The organism is Streptomyces sp. NPDC001406, from assembly GCF_042895285.1.
GTDB lineage: Bacteria > Actinomycetota > Actinomycetes > Streptomycetales > Streptomycetaceae > Streptomyces.
The window spans coordinates 139,059-159,395 of record NZ_JBIAWG010000021.1 but is presented as its reverse complement, the minus strand read 5'-3'; the positions used below and the strand labels follow the sequence as shown (position 1 = coordinate 159,395).

18 protein-coding genes and 4 pseudogenes are annotated in these 20,337 nt (G+C 70.0%); 18 read left to right on the top strand and 4 right to left on the bottom strand.

All coding sequences use genetic code 11. The annotated features are described in order from the left end of the window. Positions 1–244 precede the first annotated feature (244 nt). Entirely contained in the window at positions 245–640 is a 396-nt protein-coding gene (locus ACFY1J_RS39350) for a hypothetical protein (protein ID WP_390707740.1), read from the top strand. A gap of 29 nt (positions 641–669) precedes the next feature. On the opposite strand, the pseudogene ACFY1J_RS39345 reads toward ACFY1J_RS39350, so the two are convergent. Continuing rightward, positions 670–1,421, bottom strand: a pseudogene (locus tag ACFY1J_RS39345) (IS5 family transposase). Between the two features lie 59 nt (positions 1,422–1,480). On the opposite strand from ACFY1J_RS39345, the pseudogene ACFY1J_RS39340 reads away from it, so the two are divergent. Then, a pseudogene (locus ACFY1J_RS39340) lies at positions 1,481–1,771 on the top strand (CRISPR-associated helicase/endonuclease Cas3); the annotation flags it as partial. A gap of 311 nt (positions 1,772–2,082) precedes the next feature. Here ACFY1J_RS39340 and ACFY1J_RS39335 read toward each other — a convergent pair. Continuing rightward, complete coding sequence (locus ACFY1J_RS39335; protein ID WP_390707739.1) at positions 2,083–2,961, bottom strand: universal stress protein; 879 nt, start codon at positions 2,959–2,961, stop codon at positions 2,083–2,085. A gap of 616 nt (positions 2,962–3,577) precedes the next feature. After that, entirely contained in the window at positions 3,578–3,901 is a 324-nt protein-coding gene (locus tag ACFY1J_RS39330; protein WP_390707738.1) for a hypothetical protein, read from the bottom strand. 667 nt (positions 3,902–4,568) lie between these two features. On the opposite strand from ACFY1J_RS39330, the gene ACFY1J_RS39325 reads away from it, so the two are divergent. The 11 genes and pseudogenes from ACFY1J_RS39325 (at position 4,569) to ACFY1J_RS39275 (ending at position 15,616) form a co-directional block, all read left to right on the top strand. Next, the gene (locus ACFY1J_RS39325) at positions 4,569–4,832 is read left to right on the top strand and encodes an acyl carrier protein (protein WP_390707737.1); all 264 of its coding nucleotides are present in this window, start codon (positions 4,569–4,571) and stop codon (positions 4,830–4,832) included. A 40-nt stretch (positions 4,833–4,872) separates the two neighbouring features. Further along, positions 4,873–5,988 carry a 3-oxoacyl-[acyl-carrier-protein] synthase III C-terminal domain-containing protein gene (locus ACFY1J_RS39320; RefSeq protein ID WP_390707736.1) on the top strand — a complete coding sequence of 372 codons (1,116 nt, stop codon included), beginning with the start codon at positions 4,873–4,875 and terminating at the stop codon, positions 5,986–5,988. A gap of 4 nt (positions 5,989–5,992) precedes the next feature. Then, positions 5,993–7,024 carry a hypothetical protein gene (locus tag ACFY1J_RS39315; protein WP_390707735.1) on the top strand — a complete coding sequence of 344 codons (1,032 nt, stop codon included), beginning with the start codon at positions 5,993–5,995 and terminating at the stop codon, positions 7,022–7,024. Then, entirely contained in the window at positions 7,021–8,715 is a 1,695-nt protein-coding gene (locus tag ACFY1J_RS39310) for an FAD-dependent oxidoreductase (protein WP_390732901.1), read from the top strand. Before ACFY1J_RS39315 ends, ACFY1J_RS39310 begins: the two co-directional genes overlap by 4 nt. Beyond that, positions 8,712–9,191, top strand: a complete 480-nt coding sequence (locus ACFY1J_RS39305) for an SCP2 sterol-binding domain-containing protein (RefSeq protein WP_390732900.1) — start codon at positions 8,712–8,714, stop codon at positions 9,189–9,191. The genes ACFY1J_RS39310 and ACFY1J_RS39305 overlap by 4 nt, the downstream gene beginning before the upstream one ends. Next, positions 9,188–10,438 carry a beta-ketoacyl-ACP synthase II gene (gene fabF / locus ACFY1J_RS39300; protein WP_390707732.1) on the top strand — a complete coding sequence of 417 codons (1,251 nt, stop codon included), beginning with the start codon at positions 9,188–9,190 and terminating at the stop codon, positions 10,436–10,438. Before ACFY1J_RS39305 ends, fabF begins: the two co-directional genes overlap by 4 nt. Before the next feature lie 461 nt (positions 10,439–10,899). Then, entirely contained in the window at positions 10,900–12,318 is a 1,419-nt protein-coding gene (locus ACFY1J_RS39295) for a cytochrome P450 (protein WP_390707731.1), read from the top strand. Positions 12,319–12,565: 247 nt separating this feature from the next. Further along, positions 12,566–12,835 carry an acyl carrier protein gene (locus ACFY1J_RS39290; protein ID WP_390707730.1) on the top strand — a complete coding sequence of 90 codons (270 nt, stop codon included), beginning with the start codon at positions 12,566–12,568 and terminating at the stop codon, positions 12,833–12,835. Positions 12,836–12,940: 105 nt separating this feature from the next. After that, positions 12,941–13,584: pseudogene (locus tag ACFY1J_RS39285) on the top strand (SDR family oxidoreductase). An 8-nt stretch (positions 13,585–13,592) separates the two neighbouring features. Continuing rightward, on the top strand, positions 13,593–14,558 hold the full coding sequence (locus tag ACFY1J_RS39280; RefSeq protein WP_390707729.1) for an alpha/beta hydrolase: 966 nt from the start codon (positions 13,593–13,595) through the stop codon (positions 14,556–14,558). Continuing rightward, complete coding sequence (locus ACFY1J_RS39275) at positions 14,555–15,616, top strand: LLM class F420-dependent oxidoreductase (RefSeq protein WP_390707728.1); 1,062 nt, start codon at positions 14,555–14,557, stop codon at positions 15,614–15,616. Before ACFY1J_RS39280 ends, ACFY1J_RS39275 begins: the two co-directional genes overlap by 4 nt. 369 nt (positions 15,617–15,985) lie before the next feature. On the opposite strand, the gene ACFY1J_RS39270 is transcribed toward ACFY1J_RS39275, so the two are convergent. Then, complete coding sequence (locus ACFY1J_RS39270; protein WP_390732899.1) at positions 15,986–16,249, bottom strand: hypothetical protein; 264 nt, start codon at positions 16,247–16,249, stop codon at positions 15,986–15,988. Between the two features lie 43 nt (positions 16,250–16,292). On the opposite strand from ACFY1J_RS39270, the pseudogene ACFY1J_RS39265 reads away from it, so the two are divergent. The 5 genes and pseudogenes from ACFY1J_RS39265 to ACFY1J_RS39245 form a co-directional block, all read left to right on the top strand. Beyond that, positions 16,293–16,472, top strand: a pseudogene (locus ACFY1J_RS39265) (hypothetical protein); the annotation flags it as partial. A gap of 204 nt (positions 16,473–16,676) precedes the next feature. Continuing rightward, positions 16,677–17,135: an Hsp20/alpha crystallin family protein gene (locus ACFY1J_RS39260; protein ID WP_390732898.1), complete on the top strand. Its 459-nt coding sequence runs from the start codon at positions 16,677–16,679 to the stop codon at positions 17,133–17,135. Between the two features lie 216 nt (positions 17,136–17,351). After that, positions 17,352–17,789, top strand: coding sequence for an archease (locus tag ACFY1J_RS39255; RefSeq protein ID WP_390707725.1), 438 nt, complete (start codon positions 17,352–17,354; stop codon positions 17,787–17,789). A gap of 53 nt (positions 17,790–17,842) precedes the next feature. Beyond that, the gene (locus ACFY1J_RS39250) at positions 17,843–19,270 is read left to right on the top strand and encodes an RtcB family protein (protein ID WP_390732897.1); all 1,428 of its coding nucleotides are present in this window, start codon (positions 17,843–17,845) and stop codon (positions 19,268–19,270) included. Between the two features lie 59 nt (positions 19,271–19,329). After that, positions 19,330–19,785, top strand: coding sequence for an MBL fold metallo-hydrolase (locus tag ACFY1J_RS39245; protein ID WP_390732896.1), 456 nt, complete (start codon positions 19,330–19,332; stop codon positions 19,783–19,785). Positions 19,786–20,337 lie beyond the last annotated feature (552 nt).

Below are 20,337 nucleotides of genomic sequence, written 5' to 3'. Positions count from 1 at the left end.
GGGCCCGTTCTCTCATGCCCGCGACCGCGCCCGCACCTCCGTCCAGACGATCACCCGCTGCCGCCCGAACAAGATCCGGTTTGCCACAACGCACTAAGAACCTCTAACAAAATGCCGGCGCCGAGGGGCTTTCTATCGGTAGTGGCTGTTGCACTTCTTGGTCAGTGCCACGTGGAAGGATCGGGGTGTGACCTGTGACGTGTGTGGACACGAAATGCGACGGATGCCGGTAGCGGAACCCCAGATGAAATGGCAGCCGGCGGTGAAGGAGCGATGGTTCTGCTCCTGGTGCTACGCGTGGACCGAACTGGGATACCAGCCGCAAGAGGTCTTACGACCGCAGTACCAGCCCATACACCTACGCTGGGAACGGGCAGAATCACCGGATCTGCCCGAGAACGTGGCCCATTGCTACGACGAAGCCCATGCATACGACGACTTCGGCGCCACCCTGTGCGGCAAGCGGCATGACACTCTGTCCGCCTCCCCGTACGGGATGTGGACGCCGGAGGCACAGAATGCCTGCCAAGTCTGCAAGCAGGCCGCGGCCGCCATCGACCAGCGCTGGCCGCTGGAGATGCGCGGCGGGAAACGCATTCATCCCACGCCTCCCCCCGATTCGAACTGGCTCCCCTTCTAGGGCTACCGACGCGCTGACGTGAGCCGTCTTTAGCGGATCAGTGCGCATCCGAGCCTCAGGAATGCTTCGTGGATGTCTCACGGATCTCTCAGCGGATGCGCAGGCGGCGGAACCAGTGCAGATGGGCGAACGTGCGCTCCACGACCCAGCGCTGGGTGCCCAGGCCGGATCCGTGCTCGGTGCTGCGACGGGCGATCAGCGGCTTCACGCCGAGCCCCCAGACCAAGCGGCGGTACTGGTCGTGGTCGTAGCCGCGGTCGCCCAGGACAACGTCCGGACGGCGCCGGGGCCGGCCACGTTTGCCGCACGGGCGGCACAGCCTGAAGCAGGGGGATCGGCTGAGTGAGGTCGTTTGCGGTTACCGCCCGTCAGCGTGGCAGCAAGTGGGACCCCGGTGGCGTCGGTGATCAGGTGATGCTTGCTGCCCGTCCTGCCTGGGTCGACGGGACTTCGTCCCGTCCTGGAGCCCCCTTCAATGCGCGGATGTGGGAGCCGTCGACCGCTGTATGGGAGAAGTCCAGCGCGTTCGCGCCGCACGGCTTGGCGAGGAGACCTCGTGCAGTCGGGGCCACACATCGGCCTCGGTCCACTCCGCCAGGCGGCGCCAGCACGTCATCCCGGAGTCGAAGCCGAGCTCCTGCGGCAGGTGCTCCCAGGCGATCCCGGCGTGCAGCACGAACAAGATGCCCTGAAACACCAGCTGGCCCGGATGCCGCTTCCGTCCTGGATGCCGCAACCGGCGCTCCACCTTCAACAACAACGGCTCGATCACCGCACACAGATCGTCCTCGACATGCCACGGCTTCGGCCGAGCCACCCCACACCGCCCAGCCAGTAGTCGACGACACCCGGGCCGGGCGGGCGCAGGTCCGTGACAGCCGGGAGAGCCTGGAGGTCGTCGTCGTGCAGCGGCGTGCCGATGGCACGCTTGCCACCTTGCCGTGGCTGGAGGCGGACAGAAGAGGCCGGCAGCGCGGTGGCCTCGTGCTGCCGCAGGACCAGACGCCGAGCTCGTTCGTGGCGCGTACGGCGGCCAGTTGCGGGCTGCGGCTGCCCATCCAGTTCTCCTACGCGCAGACCATGGACCGGGCGATCGCGGAGCTGGAGCAGCTGTATGTGCCTGCCTGGCAGGGTTTGCGTTCCGGTACAGCCCCTTCGATGGCCTGGAGGTGGCCCGTGGCTGAACCGGCCGGGAGCAGCACGGCCAGCATGGGCGTGCCGCCGAATTCGTTCGTCTCTGCGCGCTGCGGCCGTGGATTGAGCGCAGCTACGAGCAGGTCAAGGACGCACTCGGCTGCGCCGGCTTACAAATCCGCTCCGAGCGTGCCCTCCGCCGGCGAAGCCTTTCTCGTCGTCTGCCTGAAACCGGGCCCGGGTTTTTCGGTGCCTGTGCCAGGTCTTCCAAGCCGGGCAGCCGAACCACCACGGGCAGCAAAGCGTGCTCACTCGTTACCGCGGACCACGGTGACAGGGCAGTGTGCGTGATGGAGCAGGGCCTGGCTGACCGAGCCGAGCAGCAGGCCGGTGAAGCCACCGCGTCCGCGTGCGCCGGCCACGACCAACTGGGCGTTGTGGCTTGCGTCGATCAGGGCCGTGCGGATCCGAGAGCGCAGCAGGCGCCGCTCCACGGCGACCTGGGGATAGCGGCTCTGCCACGGGGACAGGCTCTCGTTCAGCAGGTGCTGTTCCTCGGCACGCAGCCGCTCGATGTCGACCACCATGTTCAACGGGTCGCCGGGCCCTTCGTAGGCCCGTTCGTTCCAGGTGTTCCACACGTGCAGGGCCAGCAGGTCCGCATCGCGCATGACTGCCTCGGCGAAGGCGAACTCGACGGCTTTCTCGCCCGCCGGTGAGCCGTCCACCGCCAGCAGCACCGGACCTGTCGGGTTCGGGCCGCCCCGTACCACGAGCACGGGACAGTGGCCATGGGCGGCCAGGTGCACGGCGGTGGAGCCGAGCAGCAGGCTGCCGAATGCGCCCAGGCCGCGGCTGCCCACCACGATGAGCGAGGCGGTGCGCGACTCGATCTCCAGCACCATCAGCGGCTCGCCGACGGTGACCTCGCGGGTGATGTCCAGGTGCGGCGCGACTTCGCGGGCACGCTGTTCGGCGGTGGCCAGCGTGCCGTCCACCAGCTCACGCACCCCCGCCGCGGCAGGGGTCCAGGGCGGCACACCGGGCGGCGGATGGATCGAGGGCCACCCGAAGGCGTGCACCAGCCGCAGGCCGGTCCCGCGCAGCGCGGCCTCGTGTGCCGCCGTCCCGACCGCGTCCAGGCTGGACGGTGAGCCGTCGACTCCGACCACGACCGGTTCAGTCATTGCTGCGCCTCCTTGTCGAATGGCCGTTGCTGCCTGCCTGTCCGGATTCCCTCCCAGCCTCTGCCAACTGCCAACATGCCACGCGGCGCATCCGGCCGCACGGCTCGTCGGCCAAGCGGTCGGCGTTTCGCGCGTCGGCGCGAGGCGGTCTCGTTGCCGGGCGCTCTCCCATGGCGCCGAATGAACCGGCCGGGGCACCGTTGGGCTTCGCGGCGGGCAGTGCGGGGCGGTCAGCCGCACCCGGTTGCGCGGCGTGCGTCCGGGACGGGCCAAGACGACCAGAGCGTGCGCCGGCAGTGCGTCACCCGCTGATGCGTCCACGTTCATGTGCGCACCAGCGGCGACCTGGCCAGGATGACGAAGCCGGTCACGGCCGGGGCCCCGCCAAGGATCTGGACGGCGAGGTACCCGGACGTGGCCAGGCGTTCGTGGAAGACTGCGGCGCCGGTCGGCTCGATGGTGTCGATGAGGGGGGAGGCTGACCGCCAGGGATCCGGCCGGGAACGAGCTCTGAGCCAGCAGCAGCCCCGCTCCGCGGACGAGGAGCAGTATGTACGGCTCCCAGTGCGCCAGCGCGGCCAGGCCCCGGTCCGAAAAAGCCCTGCCGCGCCCTTCGTCAGCGAGTCCAGAAGGGCGAAGAGCAGCCCTGCAGCTGCCGCATACACACCCGCGCGAACCGGGCAGAGGCCCGTAGCTCGGTCGGCACCAGCACCGTGACGCAGGCCGTGACAACCGCCAGGAGCGGCGGCCAGCCCCATGGGGCGGGGCCGTCCTTCACCTGCGGAGTAGTAGGGCAGCAGGCGAGAAAGGCGGCCACGCCGCCGGCGGCGCACACCGTGCCTGTCACGTCCCGCTGGGTGAGCTGCCGACGGTGTCGCTCGGCGAGGAGCGGCAGGGCGAAGAGAAGCTCTGTCGAGGCCAACGGCAGCACGAGCACCATTGGGCCACATCTCGGCCAGTGCGTATGCCGGTGCGAGGGCGAGCAACGCACCGACGAGGTACCCCAGGATGGCCGTCGACCAGGCCTGGGAAAGCGATGGGCCTGAGCTGAGGAAGAGCCAGGCGCCGATTGCGCCACCGACGGAGCGCATCGAGAGCTGTCGTGCGGTGGGGCGCCGAAGCAGGGTGTCTCTTGCTTGATCACGTGGTGGGGGCGGAGCCGTCCTCAGTTCCTGCTCTGTCATGGTCGTCCTTGACTGTCGGCGCCCCGGAGGGGGCCGACTCTGGTGTCTGAGTCCGGTTGCCCCGCCATGCCCGACGTGATGGTGGCCGCCGCGACCAGGGCGACCGCGCCGAGGTCAGCCACACCGCGCCTCGCATGCCCTGCCACAGCGCGACTCCGACCATGGGGCCGATTGCGGTCCCCGCACCGAACATGCCTTGCGATGCGCCGAGCGAGGACGGCCGCGAGGGTGCCGTCCGCGGCTTCCCCAGGTTCCCCGTCCAGGTCGACACGAGCGGCGTTGACGCGCACCACTTCCAGCGGCTCCACCATCTCGCCGGAGCCTGCGTGATCGGTCCGCTCAAGGGCACCGAGAGCGAGCGCCTAGCGGCTTGGACCAGAGTGCATCCCGTGCCGCACAGAGGGTGGGGCACGGGAGGTGAACATGTCTTTGAGGACCGACCTCTACGCAGATATCACGGGATTCCTCCTGGCCAAGTGCGATGCCGACCCGGATGAACTCTCCGTGGAATCGGATCTGTACCACGACATCGGCATCGACTCGCTCGACCTCATCGCCATGGCGCAGACCCTTCAGGGTGCGTACGGCATCTCGATGGACGACGAGCGCTTCTTCGGTTCGATCCGCACCGTCGGCGACGTCCTGGACTTCGCCGTCTCCAAGATCGAAACCGCGGCAATCGCCTAGATCACGGGGAGACTCTGCATTGCCTGCCTACATCACCGCCATGGGACGTTTCCTGCCCGGCGAACCGGTGCCCAACGAGGAGATCGAGGACTACATCGGCAGCGTGGGCCAAGCGAGTTCGGGGCTGCGCGAGCTGACACTCGCCAACTGCGGGATCAAGTCACGGCACTACGCCATCGACAAGCAACAGAAGACCCTGTTCTCCAACACCGACATGGCGGTCGCGGCGATCCGCCAGGCGGTGGACCGCTCGGACATCACCCTCGACGACATCGACCTCATCGCGGCTGCCACCACCGTCCCGGATCTCATCGCGCCCGGCATCGCCAGCGGCATCCACGGCGAACTGGGCAGCCCGCCGTGCGAGATCGTCACCACCCACGGCATCTGCAGCTCCGGGATGATGGCGCTCAAGAACGCCTACCTCCAGGTGGCGGCCGGAGAGAAGAAGAACGCGGTCGCCTCCGCGTCCGAACTGGCCTCGCGTTTCTTGAGGAGCGACCGGTTCGCCGACGTCCGGCCGGTCTCGGACGACGGTGCCATCGCCATGGAGATGGCGTTCCTGCGCTACATGCTCTCGGACGGCGCCGGCGCCGCGGTGGTACAGGACCGCCCGGCGGCCGACGGGGTGAGCCTGCGGATCGACTGGATCTCGCTCACCTCCTACGCCAACACCGAGCAGACCTGCATGTACCTGGGCTCGGCCGACAACTCGGCGGAGCAGGCCTGGTGGGACTATCCCTCCGCGGCCGAGGCCGCCGCCGACGGGGCGCTGGCGCTGCGCCAGAACCTGGGCCTGCTGCCGCATCTCGTGCGGATGGGGGTGAAGGAGTACCAGCGGCTGCTCGACGAGGGCCGATTCGACCCGGACGAGCTCGCCTGGTTCCCCGCGCACTACTCCAGCGAGCGCATGAAGTCCATGGTGGTCAAGGAGATCAAGCACAAGAAGGTCAGGGGACCCTCCCTCGAGAAGTGGTACAGCAATCTGACCCGGGTCGGGAACATGGGCTCCGCCAGCATCTACGTGATCCTGGAGGAGATGCTGAGTGAGAACCTGGTGTCCTCAGGCGACAAGCTCCTGGTGATGGTCCCCGAGTCCGGCCGGTTCGCGGTGTCCTTCGCGCATCTGACGGCCGTCTCCGCCGGGGAGGCCTGAGGCCGTGGGTGCGCAGCCCCGAGTGACGGTCTACTGGTACTCACAGACCGGTCAGCTCCTGGAGTCCGTCTCCGCCGTCACCGACCCGCTGGAAAAGGCGGGTTGGGAGATACGCAAGGTCGAGATCAGGCCGCGGGAACCCTTTCCCTTCCCCTGGCCCGTACGCCGCTTCTTCGGTGTCTTCCCCGCCTGTGTCGACCCCGAGGGGGCACCCGAGATCACCGCCCGGCCTCCGGTGGCCGAGGATGACGACGCGGACCTGGTCGTCTTTGCCTTCCCCGTCTGGTACTTGGCTCCGGCGCTGCCCATGCGGGCGCTCGTCGGCGCCGAGCCGAAGGCGTTCGACGGGCGTGCCGTCGTCGGCCTGGTGGCCTGCCGGAACATGTGGTACTCGGCCGCCGTCGAGGTGCAGCGGCTGCTCCAGGCCGCGGGCGGCCGCTACTTGGGCACGATCGCCGCCGTGGACACCGCCTCCGCCGGGGTCACCTTCGTCACCACGCTGCGCTGGCTGCTCGCCGGCAAGCGGGAGGCGTCCTGGGGGTTCCCGCGCGCCGGTGTCGGCACGGACGAGCTGGATCGGCTCGCGCTCCTCGGCGAGCGCATCGCCGAACTCGCCCCAGCGCAATCCGAACTTGCCCCGGCGCAATCCGAACTCGCCCCAGCGCAGCCCGAACTCGCCCCGGAACAGGCCGAACCCGCGTCCCGCACCGCTACCGAGGAGGCCTTGGCCGACCGGGTCCGCGCCGTTCTCGCCGCCCATGACGCGGCCCCCGTGCACTATCCGCTGGCCGCGGCCGACCTCCTGGCCGGGAAGGTCTTCCGGGTTTGGGGCCCGGTCATCCGCGCCGCCGGTCGGCGTGGCGAGGCCCAACGCACCGTGCTCACCGGGGTGTTCGTGCTCTGGCTGTTCGGCGCCATCCTGGCCGGGCTGCCCGCGGTCGTCGTCGCCCGCGTCCTGTTCAAGGCCGGCTTCGACGCCGCGGTGGCCCGGCGCCTGGCGCCGGTCGTCGCCCGTCTTGCGGAGGTACGCCGATGACTGCAGCCGTACCGCATCCGCCGGAGGCGGCCACGCAACTGGAGGCCGACGTCGTGGTGGTCGGTGCCGGACCCACCGGCCTCGCCGCGGCCCACTTCCTCGCCGGACACGGCGTCCGCACGGTCGTCCTGGAACAGCGCCCCGCACCGTCCGGCCACCCACGCGCCACGGTGATCAACTCGCGCACCATGGAGCTGCTCAGGCACCTGGGCGTCGATGCCGAGGTGCGCCGTGCCGGCGTGTCCCTGGAGAACACGGCGCGCATCACCTGGTGCACCGAGCTCGCCGGCACCGAACTCGCCGGACTCGACATCATCGATTCGGCGCACGCCCTGATGAAGCGAGTGGCCAACAGCCCTGCACTTCCCGTCATCTGCTCGCAGAACCGGGTGGAAGCGCTGCTCGTCGAACGGCTCCCCGAGAACGCACGAGTGATCCGCGGCGTCAGGGCCGAGGAGCTGACCCGGACTCCGACCGGTGTCAGGGTGACGGCCTCGGGCGAGCGCCCCACCGTCGTCGAGGCCCGCTACGCCGTCCTGGCCGAGGGCCTGCACGGCCCGCTGCGCGAGACGGTGGGCCTGCGGCGGACCGCGGCCACGCCGCTCGGCAGGCTCCTCGACATCCATTTCACCGCCGACCTCTCGCCCTGGACGGCCGGCCGGGAGAGCGCCCTGTACTGGGTGCTCAACGACACCGTGCGGGGCGTCCTCATCACCGTGGACCCCAAGCGCGGCGAATGGCTCCTGGAGATCCCCGCCCTCACCGCCGACGAGGAACACACCTACTTCGAGGCCGAAGTCGATCACCACAAGCTGATCGAGGCCGCCATCGGCGAGTCGGGCGAAGCGCTCGGGGGGCTGCGCATCCACTCCGTACGGAACTGGGTGATGGGCTCCACCGGGCTCGCCTCCTGGCGCAGCGCCGACGGCCGGGTGCTCGCCGCAGGGGACGCCGCCCACACCTTCCCGCCCACCGGGGGCTTCGGCATGAACACCGGCATCCAGGACGCCCACAACCTCGCCTGGAAGCTGGCCGCGGTACTGCGCGGCGGTGCCCCCGACGCGCTGCTCGACTCGTACGAGCGTGAGCGGCGCCCGGTTGCGGAGTTCAACGCCCGGTACAGCGAGCGCAACGCCCTCCAGAAGCGGGCGCTGCTCCAATCCGACGCCGGCCCGGCGGAGTTCGCGCGAAACATCGAACAGCATCGGCCACACTTCGACTTCGAGGGGCAGACGCTGGGTTTCACCTACGCACCAGGCCCCGGCGAGCCGGTGGTCCAGGACATCGTGAACTACCGGCCGACCGCCCAGGCCGGCCACCGGGCCCCGCACGCCTGGCTCGACCGGGCCGGCGACCGGATCTCCACGACCGACCTGGCCCGCACCGGCTTCGCCCTGCTCACCGGGGCAGAGGGAGCCGTCTGGCAGCAAGTGACGCAGGAGACCCCGACCGTCCTGGGCCTGCCCCTCACAGCAGCCGTGATCACCGCGGACGGGCCCCAACTGCGCGATGTCAGCGGAGCCTTCGCCGACAGCTACGCCCTGCATGGGGCGGAAGCGGTTCTCGTACGGCCCGACGGCCATGTCCTCGCCCGGCTGCCCGGCGTCGCACCACGGCAGGAACTCCGGCAGGCCGTCGACGGAACAGTCAACAGCGGGCCGGTGCCCGCACGAGCGGAAGGGCCCTCATGACGGCCGGACCCACCTTCTCCCCGGAGCGACTCGCGGGACTGCGCTCCGGCACACTCTCCGAAGTCCGCGCCGCCCTTGCCGGGCTGCCGCGCGAGGACCTGGCGGCCTGGCTGGCCACACCCGACGGCGAGGGCGTGCTGCGCACGGTCTTCGAGCAGATGCCCGAGCGCTACACCGGAGGCCCCATGGACGGTCCGCAGACCGCCCGTTGGGAGGTCGGAAGGCCGCCGGCCGACACCGTCGCGTACGACCTCGTACTGACCGAGGACACCTGCGACGTGCGCGAGACGGGGATCTCGGGCGCCCCCGCGGTCACCCTCGCCCTCGACGCGGTCAGCTTCGTGGAGATGGCCTCCGCCGCGGCCCAGGGCATGGATCTGCTGCTCAAGGGCCGGCTGCACATCCAGGGTGATGTGCGCCTCGCGATGCGGATGGAGTCTCTCTTCGGGCTTGCCGAGCCGGGTGAGCCCGTATGAGCACCGCCCCCGGGCGCCACCGGGTGGTGGTGACGGGCATCGGCATGGTCAACCCGCTCGGCATCGGCACCGAGACGGTCTGGACGCGGCTGCTCGCCGGAACCTCCGGCGTGGGACCGATCCAGGGCTTCGACGCCGACCGGCTGCCGGTGCGTATCGCCGCCGAGGTGACGGACTTCGACCCGACCGACTGGCTGACCGCCAAGGAGGCCAGACGCCTCGACCGGTTCTGCCACTTCGCGATCGCCGCGGCCGAACTCGCCGTGGAGCGCGCGGGCCTCGACGGCATCGACCGGGACGGCGCCGCCACCGTGATCGGCAGCGCCATCGGCGGCGCCGGCACCATGAAAGAGGGGGTGCTGAAGGACGCGGAGGCACCCCGGATGGTCTCCCCGTTCTTCGTGCCCAGCTCCATCATCAACATGGGCGCGGGCACGGTCGCCCAGCGCTTCGGCTTCCGCGGCCCCGGCGCCGCACCGGTCACCGCCTGCGCCTCCTCGGCCGATGCGATCGGGCAGGCCTACCGCATGGTCCGCGACGGCTACGCCGGGGCCGCACTGGCGGGCGGCTCCGAGGCATGCATCGCCTCGCCGCTGATCGCGGGCTTCGCCAACCTGCGCGCGCTGTCCCGCCGCAACGACGAACCCCGCCGAGCCTCCCGCCCGTTCACCGCGGACCGGGACGGTTTCGTCATGGGGGAGGGCGCCACCATGCTGCTCCTGGAGACCGCGGAGTCGGCCGAGGCGCGGGGCGCGCACGTCTACGCCGAGATCTGCGGCTACGGACAGACCAGCGACGCCTACCACGTCACCGCCCCCGATCCCACCGGGCAGGGTGCCGCCCGCGCCATGCTCGCCGCGCTGCGCGAGGCCGACCTCAAGCCCGGCGAGATCGACCACGTCAACGCCCATGGCACCTCGACCCCGTTCTCCGACGCCGCCGAGACGAAGGCGATCAAGTCCGCCTTCGGCAGGCACAGCGGGAACCTGGCCGTCAGCTCCACCAAGTCGATGACCGGCCATCTGCTGGGCGCGTCCGGCGCGACCGAGACGGCGTTCTGCGCCCTGGCCATCGACCGCGGGGTCATCCCGCCGACCATCAACCAGGACGCGGCCGATCCCGAGTGCGACCTCGACTACGTGCCGAACACCGCCCGTCCGTACGAGGTCCAGGCGGCCCTCTCCAATTCCTTCGCCTTCGGCGGGCAGAACGTCTCGCTCGCCCTCCAACGCTTCGTCAGGGAGTGACCCCACCCGTGTCCATGGAGCTCACGCCGGAAGCCGCCTGCAAGGCTCGGTGTGCATCGAGACCGGCGGCAAGGAGATCCTCGCCGAGCCGGGCAAGGTCCATGCCGTACCGCCGGGCGTCTCGCACCGCATCGTCAACCGCCACCAGGACGTCGCGGCAGGCATGTTCAGCACACTGACGCCCGCCCTGCGTGCCGACGAACTCCTGGACACGCTCTGGGGCCTGACCGGCGCCGGCCACACCAACCGCAAGGGCTACCCCCATGTGCTCCGGGCCGCGGTCATCGCCCGCGAGTTCGGCGAGTTCGCCCTCGCGAAGCCCCCCAAGTGGGTCCAGGACCTGGTGTTCGGCCTGCTCGCACCGGTGGGCCGGGCCTCAACCACCAAGGCACCTATGTCCCGTTGGACCTCCGGCCGAGCCCGCGGCGCCACTCGTGACCGCACCTCAGGAAGGCACCTCGATGACTCAGGTCTCCACCGCCCCCATGGCCACCGCGGCCCCCGGTCCCACCGGCCGGCTGCGCGCCCTGCTCGCGATGTCCGGCAATCCGCTGAACTACCTCACCGGGCTGCGCGACCAGTACGGCCCCGTCGTGCGCATCCCGCTCGCCTCGAGCGAGTTGTACATGATCAGCGACCCGGAGGCGGTCCACGAGGTCCTGGTCACGTCGCACCGCAACTTCAGGAAAGACGTCATGAGCGCCGGACGCGGCAAGTGGGCCGCCCCGCTCGAGGTGATCCTCGGCAACGGCCTGGTCACCAGCGACGGCCAGTTCCACCGTAAGCAGCGCAGGCTGATACAGCCGATGTTCCATCACGAACGCATCGCCGGCTACGGCCGTGCCTTTGCCGAGCTCTCCGACGACATCCAGTCCGGCTGGAAGGACGGGGACCGGCTCGATCTGCACGTCGAGATGACCGAGCTGACCCTCGCCATCGTGGCCCGCACGCTCTTCGACGTCTCGCTCGACAGCGAAGTGGCCCGCACCATCGCCGCCATCCCGCGCCACGAGGGTCCGCTGCGCTGGGATTCCCTGCCCTTCGCCCGCCATCTGGCGAAGCTGCCGCTGCCCGGCAACAAGCGTTTCTACGAGAGCCGGGACAACCTCCACGCCATCGTCTACCGGCTCATGGCGGAGCGCAGGCAGGGCGACGGCCAGGGCGCCGACCTGCTCTCCCTGCTGCTCGCGGCGCGCGACGCCGACACCGGGGAGCCGATGGAGGACCGCCAGGTACGGGACGAGGCGATCACCCTCCTCACGGCCGGCCACGAGACCACGGCCAGCGCTCTCACCTGGGCTTACCACCTGCTCGGCAGCCACCCCGAGGCACGGGAGCGCATGCACGAGGAGATCGACGAGGTGCTCGGCGACCGGCTGCCCACGGTCGAGGACCTGCCCCGCCTCGTCTGGACCGACGCGGTCCTCTCCGAGGCAATGCGCCTCTACCCGCCGGTCATGGGCGCCGCCCGCCGCCCCCTGGAGGACTTCGAGGTCTGCGGCCACCGCGTCCCCAAGAACAGCTTCGTCGGGATCATCCCGTGGGTCGTCCACCGCGATCCCCAGTGGTGGCCGCAGCCGGAACTCTTCGCCCCGCAGCGCTGGCTCGAACCCCCACGGTCCGCCGGCGCGGCGGACGAGCTCACCGGTCACGCGGTACGGCCCGGACGCCCGCGCTTCGCCTATCTTCCCTTCGGCGGCGGTCCGCGGCAGTGCATAGGTACCAGCTTCTCGCGGATGGAGGGCGTCATGGCGCTGGCCACCCTGGGGCGGCACTGGGAGTTCGAGCCCGTTCCCGGGTTCACGGTCGACCCGCTGGCAAGGATCACAATCCGGCCGCGGCACGGTCTGCCGATGTCCGCCAGGCGCCGCGGAGCGTAATGCGTCCACGAATGAGTCCGGCGGCTTCCTGGGGCATCTCGCGGAGTCATGCCGAGCACCTCATCACCCCCTCCTCGGACTGATCGGTCCGGGCGGACCCGATCAACACGAAGGGGAGCAACTGAGAAAGACAACATCAGCAAGCGCATTGCCGACTGGCTCCCGACGCAGCGCTCAAAGCGACCGTGACCCTCGCCGTGATCACCAGCCAGCATCACTGACACGAATCCGAAGGGAAAACCCGCACATGTCCAACAACACCCAGATCGCACTCGACAAAGAAGAACTGCGCTCCCTCGTCGCCGACGTCCTTGAGCTCGACGTGGAGGAGGTCACGGACGACGCCGATCTCGTGCAGGACCTGGAGGTCGACTCCCTGATGGCGCTGGCGATCATCGTCCGGCTGGACAGGCAGTACGGCGTCAAGCTGCAGGAGAGCGACTTCAGGCAGGTCTCGTCGCTCATCGAAGTCCTTCAGCTGATCACGGACAAGCGCGCCGCGCAGGCCGCATCCTGACCTGCCCGCGGCTCATGCGGCCGGGTGTGCGCCTCCGAGAGCGGAGGCACACGGCCGGCCGCACCCTCACAGACCCTGCTTGACCGGGCTTTTCAGGAGAAAGACATGCCAGACACCCAGCGACCGGTGGCGCTCGTCTCGGGCGGCTCCCGCGGCATTGGCCGCGCCGTCGTGTCCCGGCTGGCCCACGAGGGATTCGATGTCGCGTTCTGCTACCGCTCGGACGCGGACGCAGCCGACGAGGTCGTCGAGTCGGCTACCGATACCGGAGCCCGCGTCGTCCCCCACCGCGTCGACGTCGCGCCTTTGGAGGAGGTCCGGGCGTTCACCGACGCCGCGGAGAGTGAGCTCGGCCCGATCGACGTCGTGGTGACCTCCGCGGGAGCGGTACGTGACAGCCCCCTGGTGAGGATGACCGGCGAGGACTGGGGCAATGTCATGGCGACCAACCTCGACGGCACCTACAACATGTGCCGCTCGGCCGTCTTCTCGTTCATGAAGCGCCGCGCCGGCTGTGTGGTGACGTTGTCGGCCTCGTCGAGACCGATATGACCGCCGGCCTGACCGAGGCGGTCAAGGAAGACATCCTCGACGGCGTTCCGCTCGGCCGCCTCGGCACCCCCGACGACGTTGCCGACCTGGTCTCCGTCCGCGTCTCCGACCGCGCCCGCCACATCTCCGGCCAGGTCCTGGGCGTGGACGGCGGCCTGGTGATCGGAGCAAACCCTTCCCCGATCCATCGACCATGAGAGAAACCGTGTCTGTCGCACCTGCTTCGCCCGTTCGCGACCACGCCCGGCGCGGCTGGTGGCGCGGAGTGCTGGCGCTGCCGTTGGCGCCTGTCGTGGCCCTGCACATGGCCCACCGCGTCTGCCACCCAGCCTCCGCCGCACCGCACCACACCCCGGCTCGTTTCCGGCTCTCCCCGCGGGAGATCCGGATCCCGCACCGCAACGGGCAGCTTTCACTGGCCGCTTGGGTGTGCCAGGCGGACCCGCGGCGTGTGGTCATCCTCGGGCACGGCCTGGGGCAGGAGAAGTCTCATGCCCTCTCACACGCCCGCATGCTGCACCGCGCCGGATTCACCGTGGTGTTGTTCGACTTCCGCAACCACGGCGGCAGCACCAGGGACCGCGGCCTGACCCGGTTCCTGAACCGTTACGTCGAGGACGTGCGCACGGTGGTCGACCACGTACGGAGCCTGCCCGAGCACGCGGGGTGCCGGATTGTGCTCTACGGGTTCTCGCTGGCCACCTTCGCGATGCTGCAGTCCATGACGCTTCCGGGCGGCGCGGTGGACGCGGCGGTCTTCGACGGCGGGCCGGCGCTCAGCGTACCCGCGACCGCACGCCGGATGCTGAGCGCCGGCGCACTGCCGCTGCCGGCGATCGCCCGCGGCAGGCCGACACGCGATGCGGTTCAGGCGCTGTTCGGGCAGATCGGCAGGGTGACCATGGGCACACCCGGGCAGTGGCCGCCGCCCGCAGGTCACCCCGTGTGCGACAGGACCCCGATGCTGTTCGTCTCCGGTGCCGCCGACCCGATCGTACCGACCGAGGAGGTAAGGCGGCTGGCCCGGCCGTACGCACGAGCCGAGCTGCTGGTGATCCCGCAGGCGGGCCATCTCCAGACGATGGCGATGGACCGCGAGCTGTACCGCGGCACCGTCCTGGAATTCCTCGATCGCTCTTTGACCACACAGGAAGGACACCCGGACCGATGAGGCTCGGACTCAATCTCCGCTACCTCGGCAACCTGGGCGCCGGAGCACCGCCGCGGGAATCCGCTCAGTACGTTCGCGAGGCCGAGCGCCTGGGCTTCTCGGTGGCCTGGACTGCCGAAGCGTTCAGCTCGGACACGGTCTCGCTGCTCGGCTGGCTCGCCGCGCAGACCTCGCGCATCGATCTGGGCGCGGCGGTGATGCAGATCCCCGCCCGCACCCCCGCGATGACGGCGATGACCGCCGCCACCCTCGACCTGCTCTCCGAAGGCCGCTTCCGCCTCGGACTCGGAGTGTCCGGGCCGCAGGTCGCCGAGGGCTGGCACGGTGTCCGGTTCGAACAGCCGCTGGCACGCACCCGCGAGTACGTCGACGTCGTCAGGATGGCCCTGCAGCGCAAGACCGTCGCCTACGACGGAGAGCACTACCGCTTGCCACTCCCGGACGGCCCCGGCAAGGCCATCCAGCTGGGCATGCGCCCTCGGCGCAAGCACGTACCGGTCTACCTCGCGGCCGTCGGCCCGGCCAACATGCGCCTGGCGGGCGAGATCGCGGACGGCTGGCTCTCCGTCTTCTTTCAGCCCGAGTTCGGGCAGGAGTCCCTGGCGGAACTGCGTACCGGACGGGAGCGCAAGGGGGCGGATCTGCGGGGATTCGACGTGGTGGCGATGGTGCCGGTCGCGACCGGCGGCAATCTCGCCGACTGCGCCGACCGGGTTCGCGCATTCACCACCCACTACGTGGGCGGGATGGGCTCACGTCAGGACAACTTCTACAACCGGCTCATGGCCCGCACCGGCTTCCCCGACGAGGCCGAACAGGTGCAAAAACTTTACCTGGACGGGGAGTTGCGTGCGGCCACCGAGGCCATGCCCCAGGAATTCCTCGACCGCACCGCCCTGCTGGGTTCCACCGACCGCATCGCGGACCGGCTGCAGGCGTACGCCGATGCCGGAGTCACCACCCTCTCGGCCATGATCTTTCCGGAACACGTCGAACAGGGCATCGCGACCCTGCGCACCCTGGCGCAGGCCATGGACAAGGCCGGAGTGGGAGACTGAGGCTCGACTACGACGTCCTCACCGCGACATCCGCGGCTCAAGGGATGAGTTCAGTGGTGCGCCGTCTGGTGTCGGCGGGCGCGCCGGCGAGGCCGGCATCGCGTGGGGCAGGAGGCCGGCACCGCGGCTTCCTCAACACGCCGAAATCGAGGTCCCGTTGGTGCGTGTCAGTACATCCGAGCCCGTAGAGTCGGGCAAGTCGACTGGTCACAGCTGTGACTGCATGGCGCATCGAGCGGGGAACGTGGCCGATGGCACGTGGCGGGAGCGCGCGTACTCCTCGGACCTGCACCGACGTCAGTGGCGGGTGGTGCGGAAGCTGCTTCCGGCGCCGGCATGGCTGCGGGGCCGGGGTGGCCGCCCGGAGGGCTATTGCCACCGGATCATGATCGACGCCAGCAGCCGGTGCACCTCGATGGCCCGGATCCCCGCCGACCCGGCGTCCTTCACCACCTGGGCGATCTGCGGGTAGTCCCGCGGCAACTGCGAGAGGTCTGCCTCCGAACGCCACTTGGGGACCATCGCCTGCTCGGGTCCCACCGGTGATGTTGTGCCCGCCGGCACCCCACCGGCATGCTCGCGCACTACCGCGTCGGCCTGGGTCGCGATCTCCCGCGCGGCCTGCAGGCGCACCAGCCGTACCCGCGCTGCCTGAAGGTCCCGCTCGGCAGCCTCCGTCTTTCGTTGGGTGGGCGAGAGGACGATCAGCTGGCTGCACGGTTTCCGTCGGCTTCGGATCCGATGGGAGCGACGCGACGACATCCACGAAGCATTCCTCGGCTTCGCCACATGTCTGATCACCCACCGGCACGTTCGGCGCCTTTGTCAGGACCTCTTACTCCCGCTGTGCCCCTGAGCGCGAGGCTCCTGGAAAGTGGCGCCGCCCTGCTGGCCCTGATCGCCCCGGGCGTCGCCGTACTGATCGTCGGCCATCGAAGCACGCCCTCCCGCAGCAGCCGTGCCGTGCCGGTGCGAGTCGCAGACCGGGCAGCCTCCGCTCATGATGGAGAGCGAGAGAGTCACCTGGCTTTTCGAGTTCAGATCCGCGGAGGTGAGCCTCATGACTCTGCCCGCACGACACCGGCACGGCAGCATGCTGGAGCGGGCCTACCCGCCGATAGCCGCCGAGTTCGACGAATTCTTCGAGCGGATGAACCGGTTCCTTGAGTCCACCGCCCCGTCCTGGACGGAGCCCATGGCCTGGGCGCCGTTGGCCGACCTGAGCGAGACCGACGAGGCCTACAAGGTCGAGTGCGAAGTGCCCGGCATCAAGCGCGAGGACATCGACGTCGAGGTCAGCGGTCGGGAACTGCGCATCACCGGGGAGCTGAAGGAACGCGAACGCGAAGGCGTCCTGCGCCGCACCACGCGCCGCACCGGGCAATTCGAGTACCGGGCGCTGCTGCCCACCGAGGTGAAGGCCAAGGATGTGCACGCCACCCTTGCCGACGGCATCCTCACCGTCGCTGTCCCCAAGGCTCAGGCGGCCAAGCCCCATCACATCGAGATCGAGGGCTGAACCGCCGCCCCTAAAGGCACGATCGACGGGTGCGGACGACTCTGACCCTCGATCCGCACTCGCGCGACCACGTGGGGTGACCAGTGGAATGGGGGCACGAGGATGGGTTACAAGACCTGCCGCACGCCCCTGCACCATGCGACGACAAACGTACCCGCCCTGATCAGCCGTGGCGGAACGCATACTCGGCCGACCGGCAGGAATCCCAGGACGACCATGACCCATGCCAGGCCCGGGCAGTTGCCGCGAGGCCATCGCAACCTTCCGCACACCGGTGATCTGCGTGTCGAGGCGTGGGCGCCGACACGTGAGGAGTGCATCGCCGAGGCGGTGCGAGGCATGGTCGGCAGCTTCGCCGAACTCCCATCGTGCGTCTCCGGCGTCGCCCGGGAATGCGTGGTGTCCGCCCAGGACGACGGCCGACTCCTGGCCGCCGTACTTGAGGAAGTCATCTACCGCATGGACACCTCGGACGAACTCCCTGTGGACGTCACGGTGACGCCGGAGCCGGGTGGCGCACGCGTGCAATTCACGATGGCCGACAGCTCGACGGCCACGCAGACCGGGGCAGTACCCAAGGCCGTCGCGCTGCACGGCCTGCGAATGGCCCAGGACGCACACGGGTGGGCCTGCCGGGTGACGCTGGACGTGTGACGCCTGTCGCGACGTCCCCCGGCGGAACGGCACACCAGGGAGACCGAATCGAAATGGACATCCGGCTGGTGGCGGAGGGGCCCTGGCGGTTCCGCATCGAACAGACCGGCGCCATGCGCGTGCCCGGGGTCGTCCTCGCCCCGCAGGAGCTGCTGCCGGACGAGCCCGGCGACCAGGCCCTTCAGCAGGTGGCCAACGTGGCCACGCTGCCGGGCATCGTCCGCGCCTCGTACGCCATGCCCGACATCCACTGGGGCTATGGCTTCCCGATCGGCGGCGTGGCCGCGACCGACGTTGCCCGCGGCGGGGTCATCTCGCCGGGCGGCGTGGGCTTCGACATCTCCTGCGGGGTGCGCCTGCTCACCGCGCACGTCGACCGCACCGCCCTGCTGCAGAAGCTGCCCGTGCTGATGGACCGGCTGGACGGGCTGATCCCGCGCGGGCTCGGGCGCGGGGGCCTGTGGCACCTGGCGGGCCGGGCACAGTTGCACGAGATCCTGCGCGGCGGCGCCCGGTACGCGGTCGAGCAGGGCCACGGGGTGCCGCGTGACCTGGAGCGGTGCGAGGACGGTGGAGCCGTCGGCGACGCCGATGTCACCCTGGTCGGGGAACGCGCACTGGACCGCGGCGCCGGGCAGGTCGGCAGCCTGGGGTCGGCCAATCACTTCCTGGAGGTCCAGGCGGTCGACGCGGTCTACGACGAGACGTGCGCGCGGGCGTTCGGCCTGCGCCCCGGCCTGGTGTGCGTCATGATCCACTGCGGTTCGCGCGGCCTGGGCCACCAGATCTGCTCTGACCACGTGCGGGCCATGGACAGCGTGATGCGGCGCTATGGCATCGATGTACCCGACCCACAACTCGCCTGCGCACCCGTCGACTCGCCCGAGGGCCGCGCCTACCTGGGCGCGATGGCCGCGGCCGCGAACTTCGCCCGCGCCAACCGACAACTGCTCGCCGATGCCGCCCGCGGCGTCTTCCTCGAGGCCACCGGCGCGGGGCTGGACCTGCTCTACGACGTCTCGCACAACCTCGCCAAACTGGAACGCCACACCAGCGACGGCGCAGCCCGGCCGCTGCTGTGCGTCCACCGCAAGGGCGCCACCCGGGCCCTGCCCCCGGGGCACCCGGACCTGCCGGACGTCCTGCGCCCGTTCGGCCAGCCGGTGTTCGTGCCCGGCACGATGGGCACCGCCTCGTACGTCATGACCGGCAGCACCGGCAACCGGGCCTTCGACTCCTGCTGCCACGGCGCGGGCCGCGTCTGGAGCCGACACCGCGCCCACCGTGAGATGCCCGCCCGGCAGCTGCGCCGCGAGCTGGCCGACGCGGGGGTCGCGGTGCGCCCCACCTCCTGGCACAGCGTGATCGAGGAAGCACCCGAAGCGTACAAGGACGTCGACGCCGTTGTCCGGGCGAGCGAACACAACGACCTGGGCCGCCTTGTCGCCCGCCTGGTGCCGCTTGGCGTCCTCAAGGGCTAGAACGGACTGGAACCGCCCTGAACCGACCCCGCCAGCACACTCGGGCGCGCATCAGCAAGGTGGTTGGCCGGGATGGACGAAGTCCTGGCCGGACGGGTCGACGACGAATTTGTCCGGCACCCAGTCGCAGCGACGTGGGGCCGACAAGGCTGCGGCATGGCGGGAAGGCCCGCCTGCTTCTCGCGGGTCCCTCAATCCTTTGCGACCACGCCCGCGTCCTCGTAGACTGCGGCCTCTTCCAGGGCCTCGCCGAACTGCGCAGGCGTAACTGGCGGGGCCTGCCCTGCGACGCTGCTGACATCGAGGCCGTGGCGGGCACCCATGCGCACCTCGACCACTGCGGATATCTGCCGCGGCTCGTGCGCCACGGCTTCCGTGGGCGGGTGGTGACCACCGAGTTCACCGCCCGGCTCATGGACATCGTGCTGCGGGACAGCGCCAAGTTGCAGATGGAGGCTGCCCAACACGCCAACGAACATGGCTGGTCCAAGCACCGGCCCGCACAGCCGCTGTAAGACGACTCCGACGTCGACCGCACCCTGAACTCCTGGACCCGGTGCCCATCGGAACGGAGACCGACCTGGCCACCGGAACCCGGCTCACCTGCACCCCGCCGGTCACATCCTCGGATCGGCCTGGGCCCGCCTGACCCTGGAGGACGGCCACACCCTGGCCGTCAGCGGCGACCTCGGCCGCCCGGGACATCCGCTGCTGCGCCCGCCGGAGCCGTTCTCCGGAGCGGACGTGCTGCTCATGGAGTCGACGTACGGCAACCGGCGCCACGAGGAAGAGGCCGGGCGGGCCTCGACGACCTGCCGAAGCACCCGGGGCAGCTCCAGTGCCAACGGTCTCTCGGGACGACGCCCCGCTGGCGGCCTCGGGACATCCCCGCTGGTGGCAGGCTTGATCGCCCCACCTGCGGCCAGATATCTCCCGCCCTCGTGCCCGCTCTTGACTGCCGGCCACCGGGACGGGGCGACCATGAAGGACGCCCATGACGCGGTCGCGGAGATCTTGGCATCTTGCCATGATGGAATGGCAGGGAAAGTCGCGATATGAGTCGATTC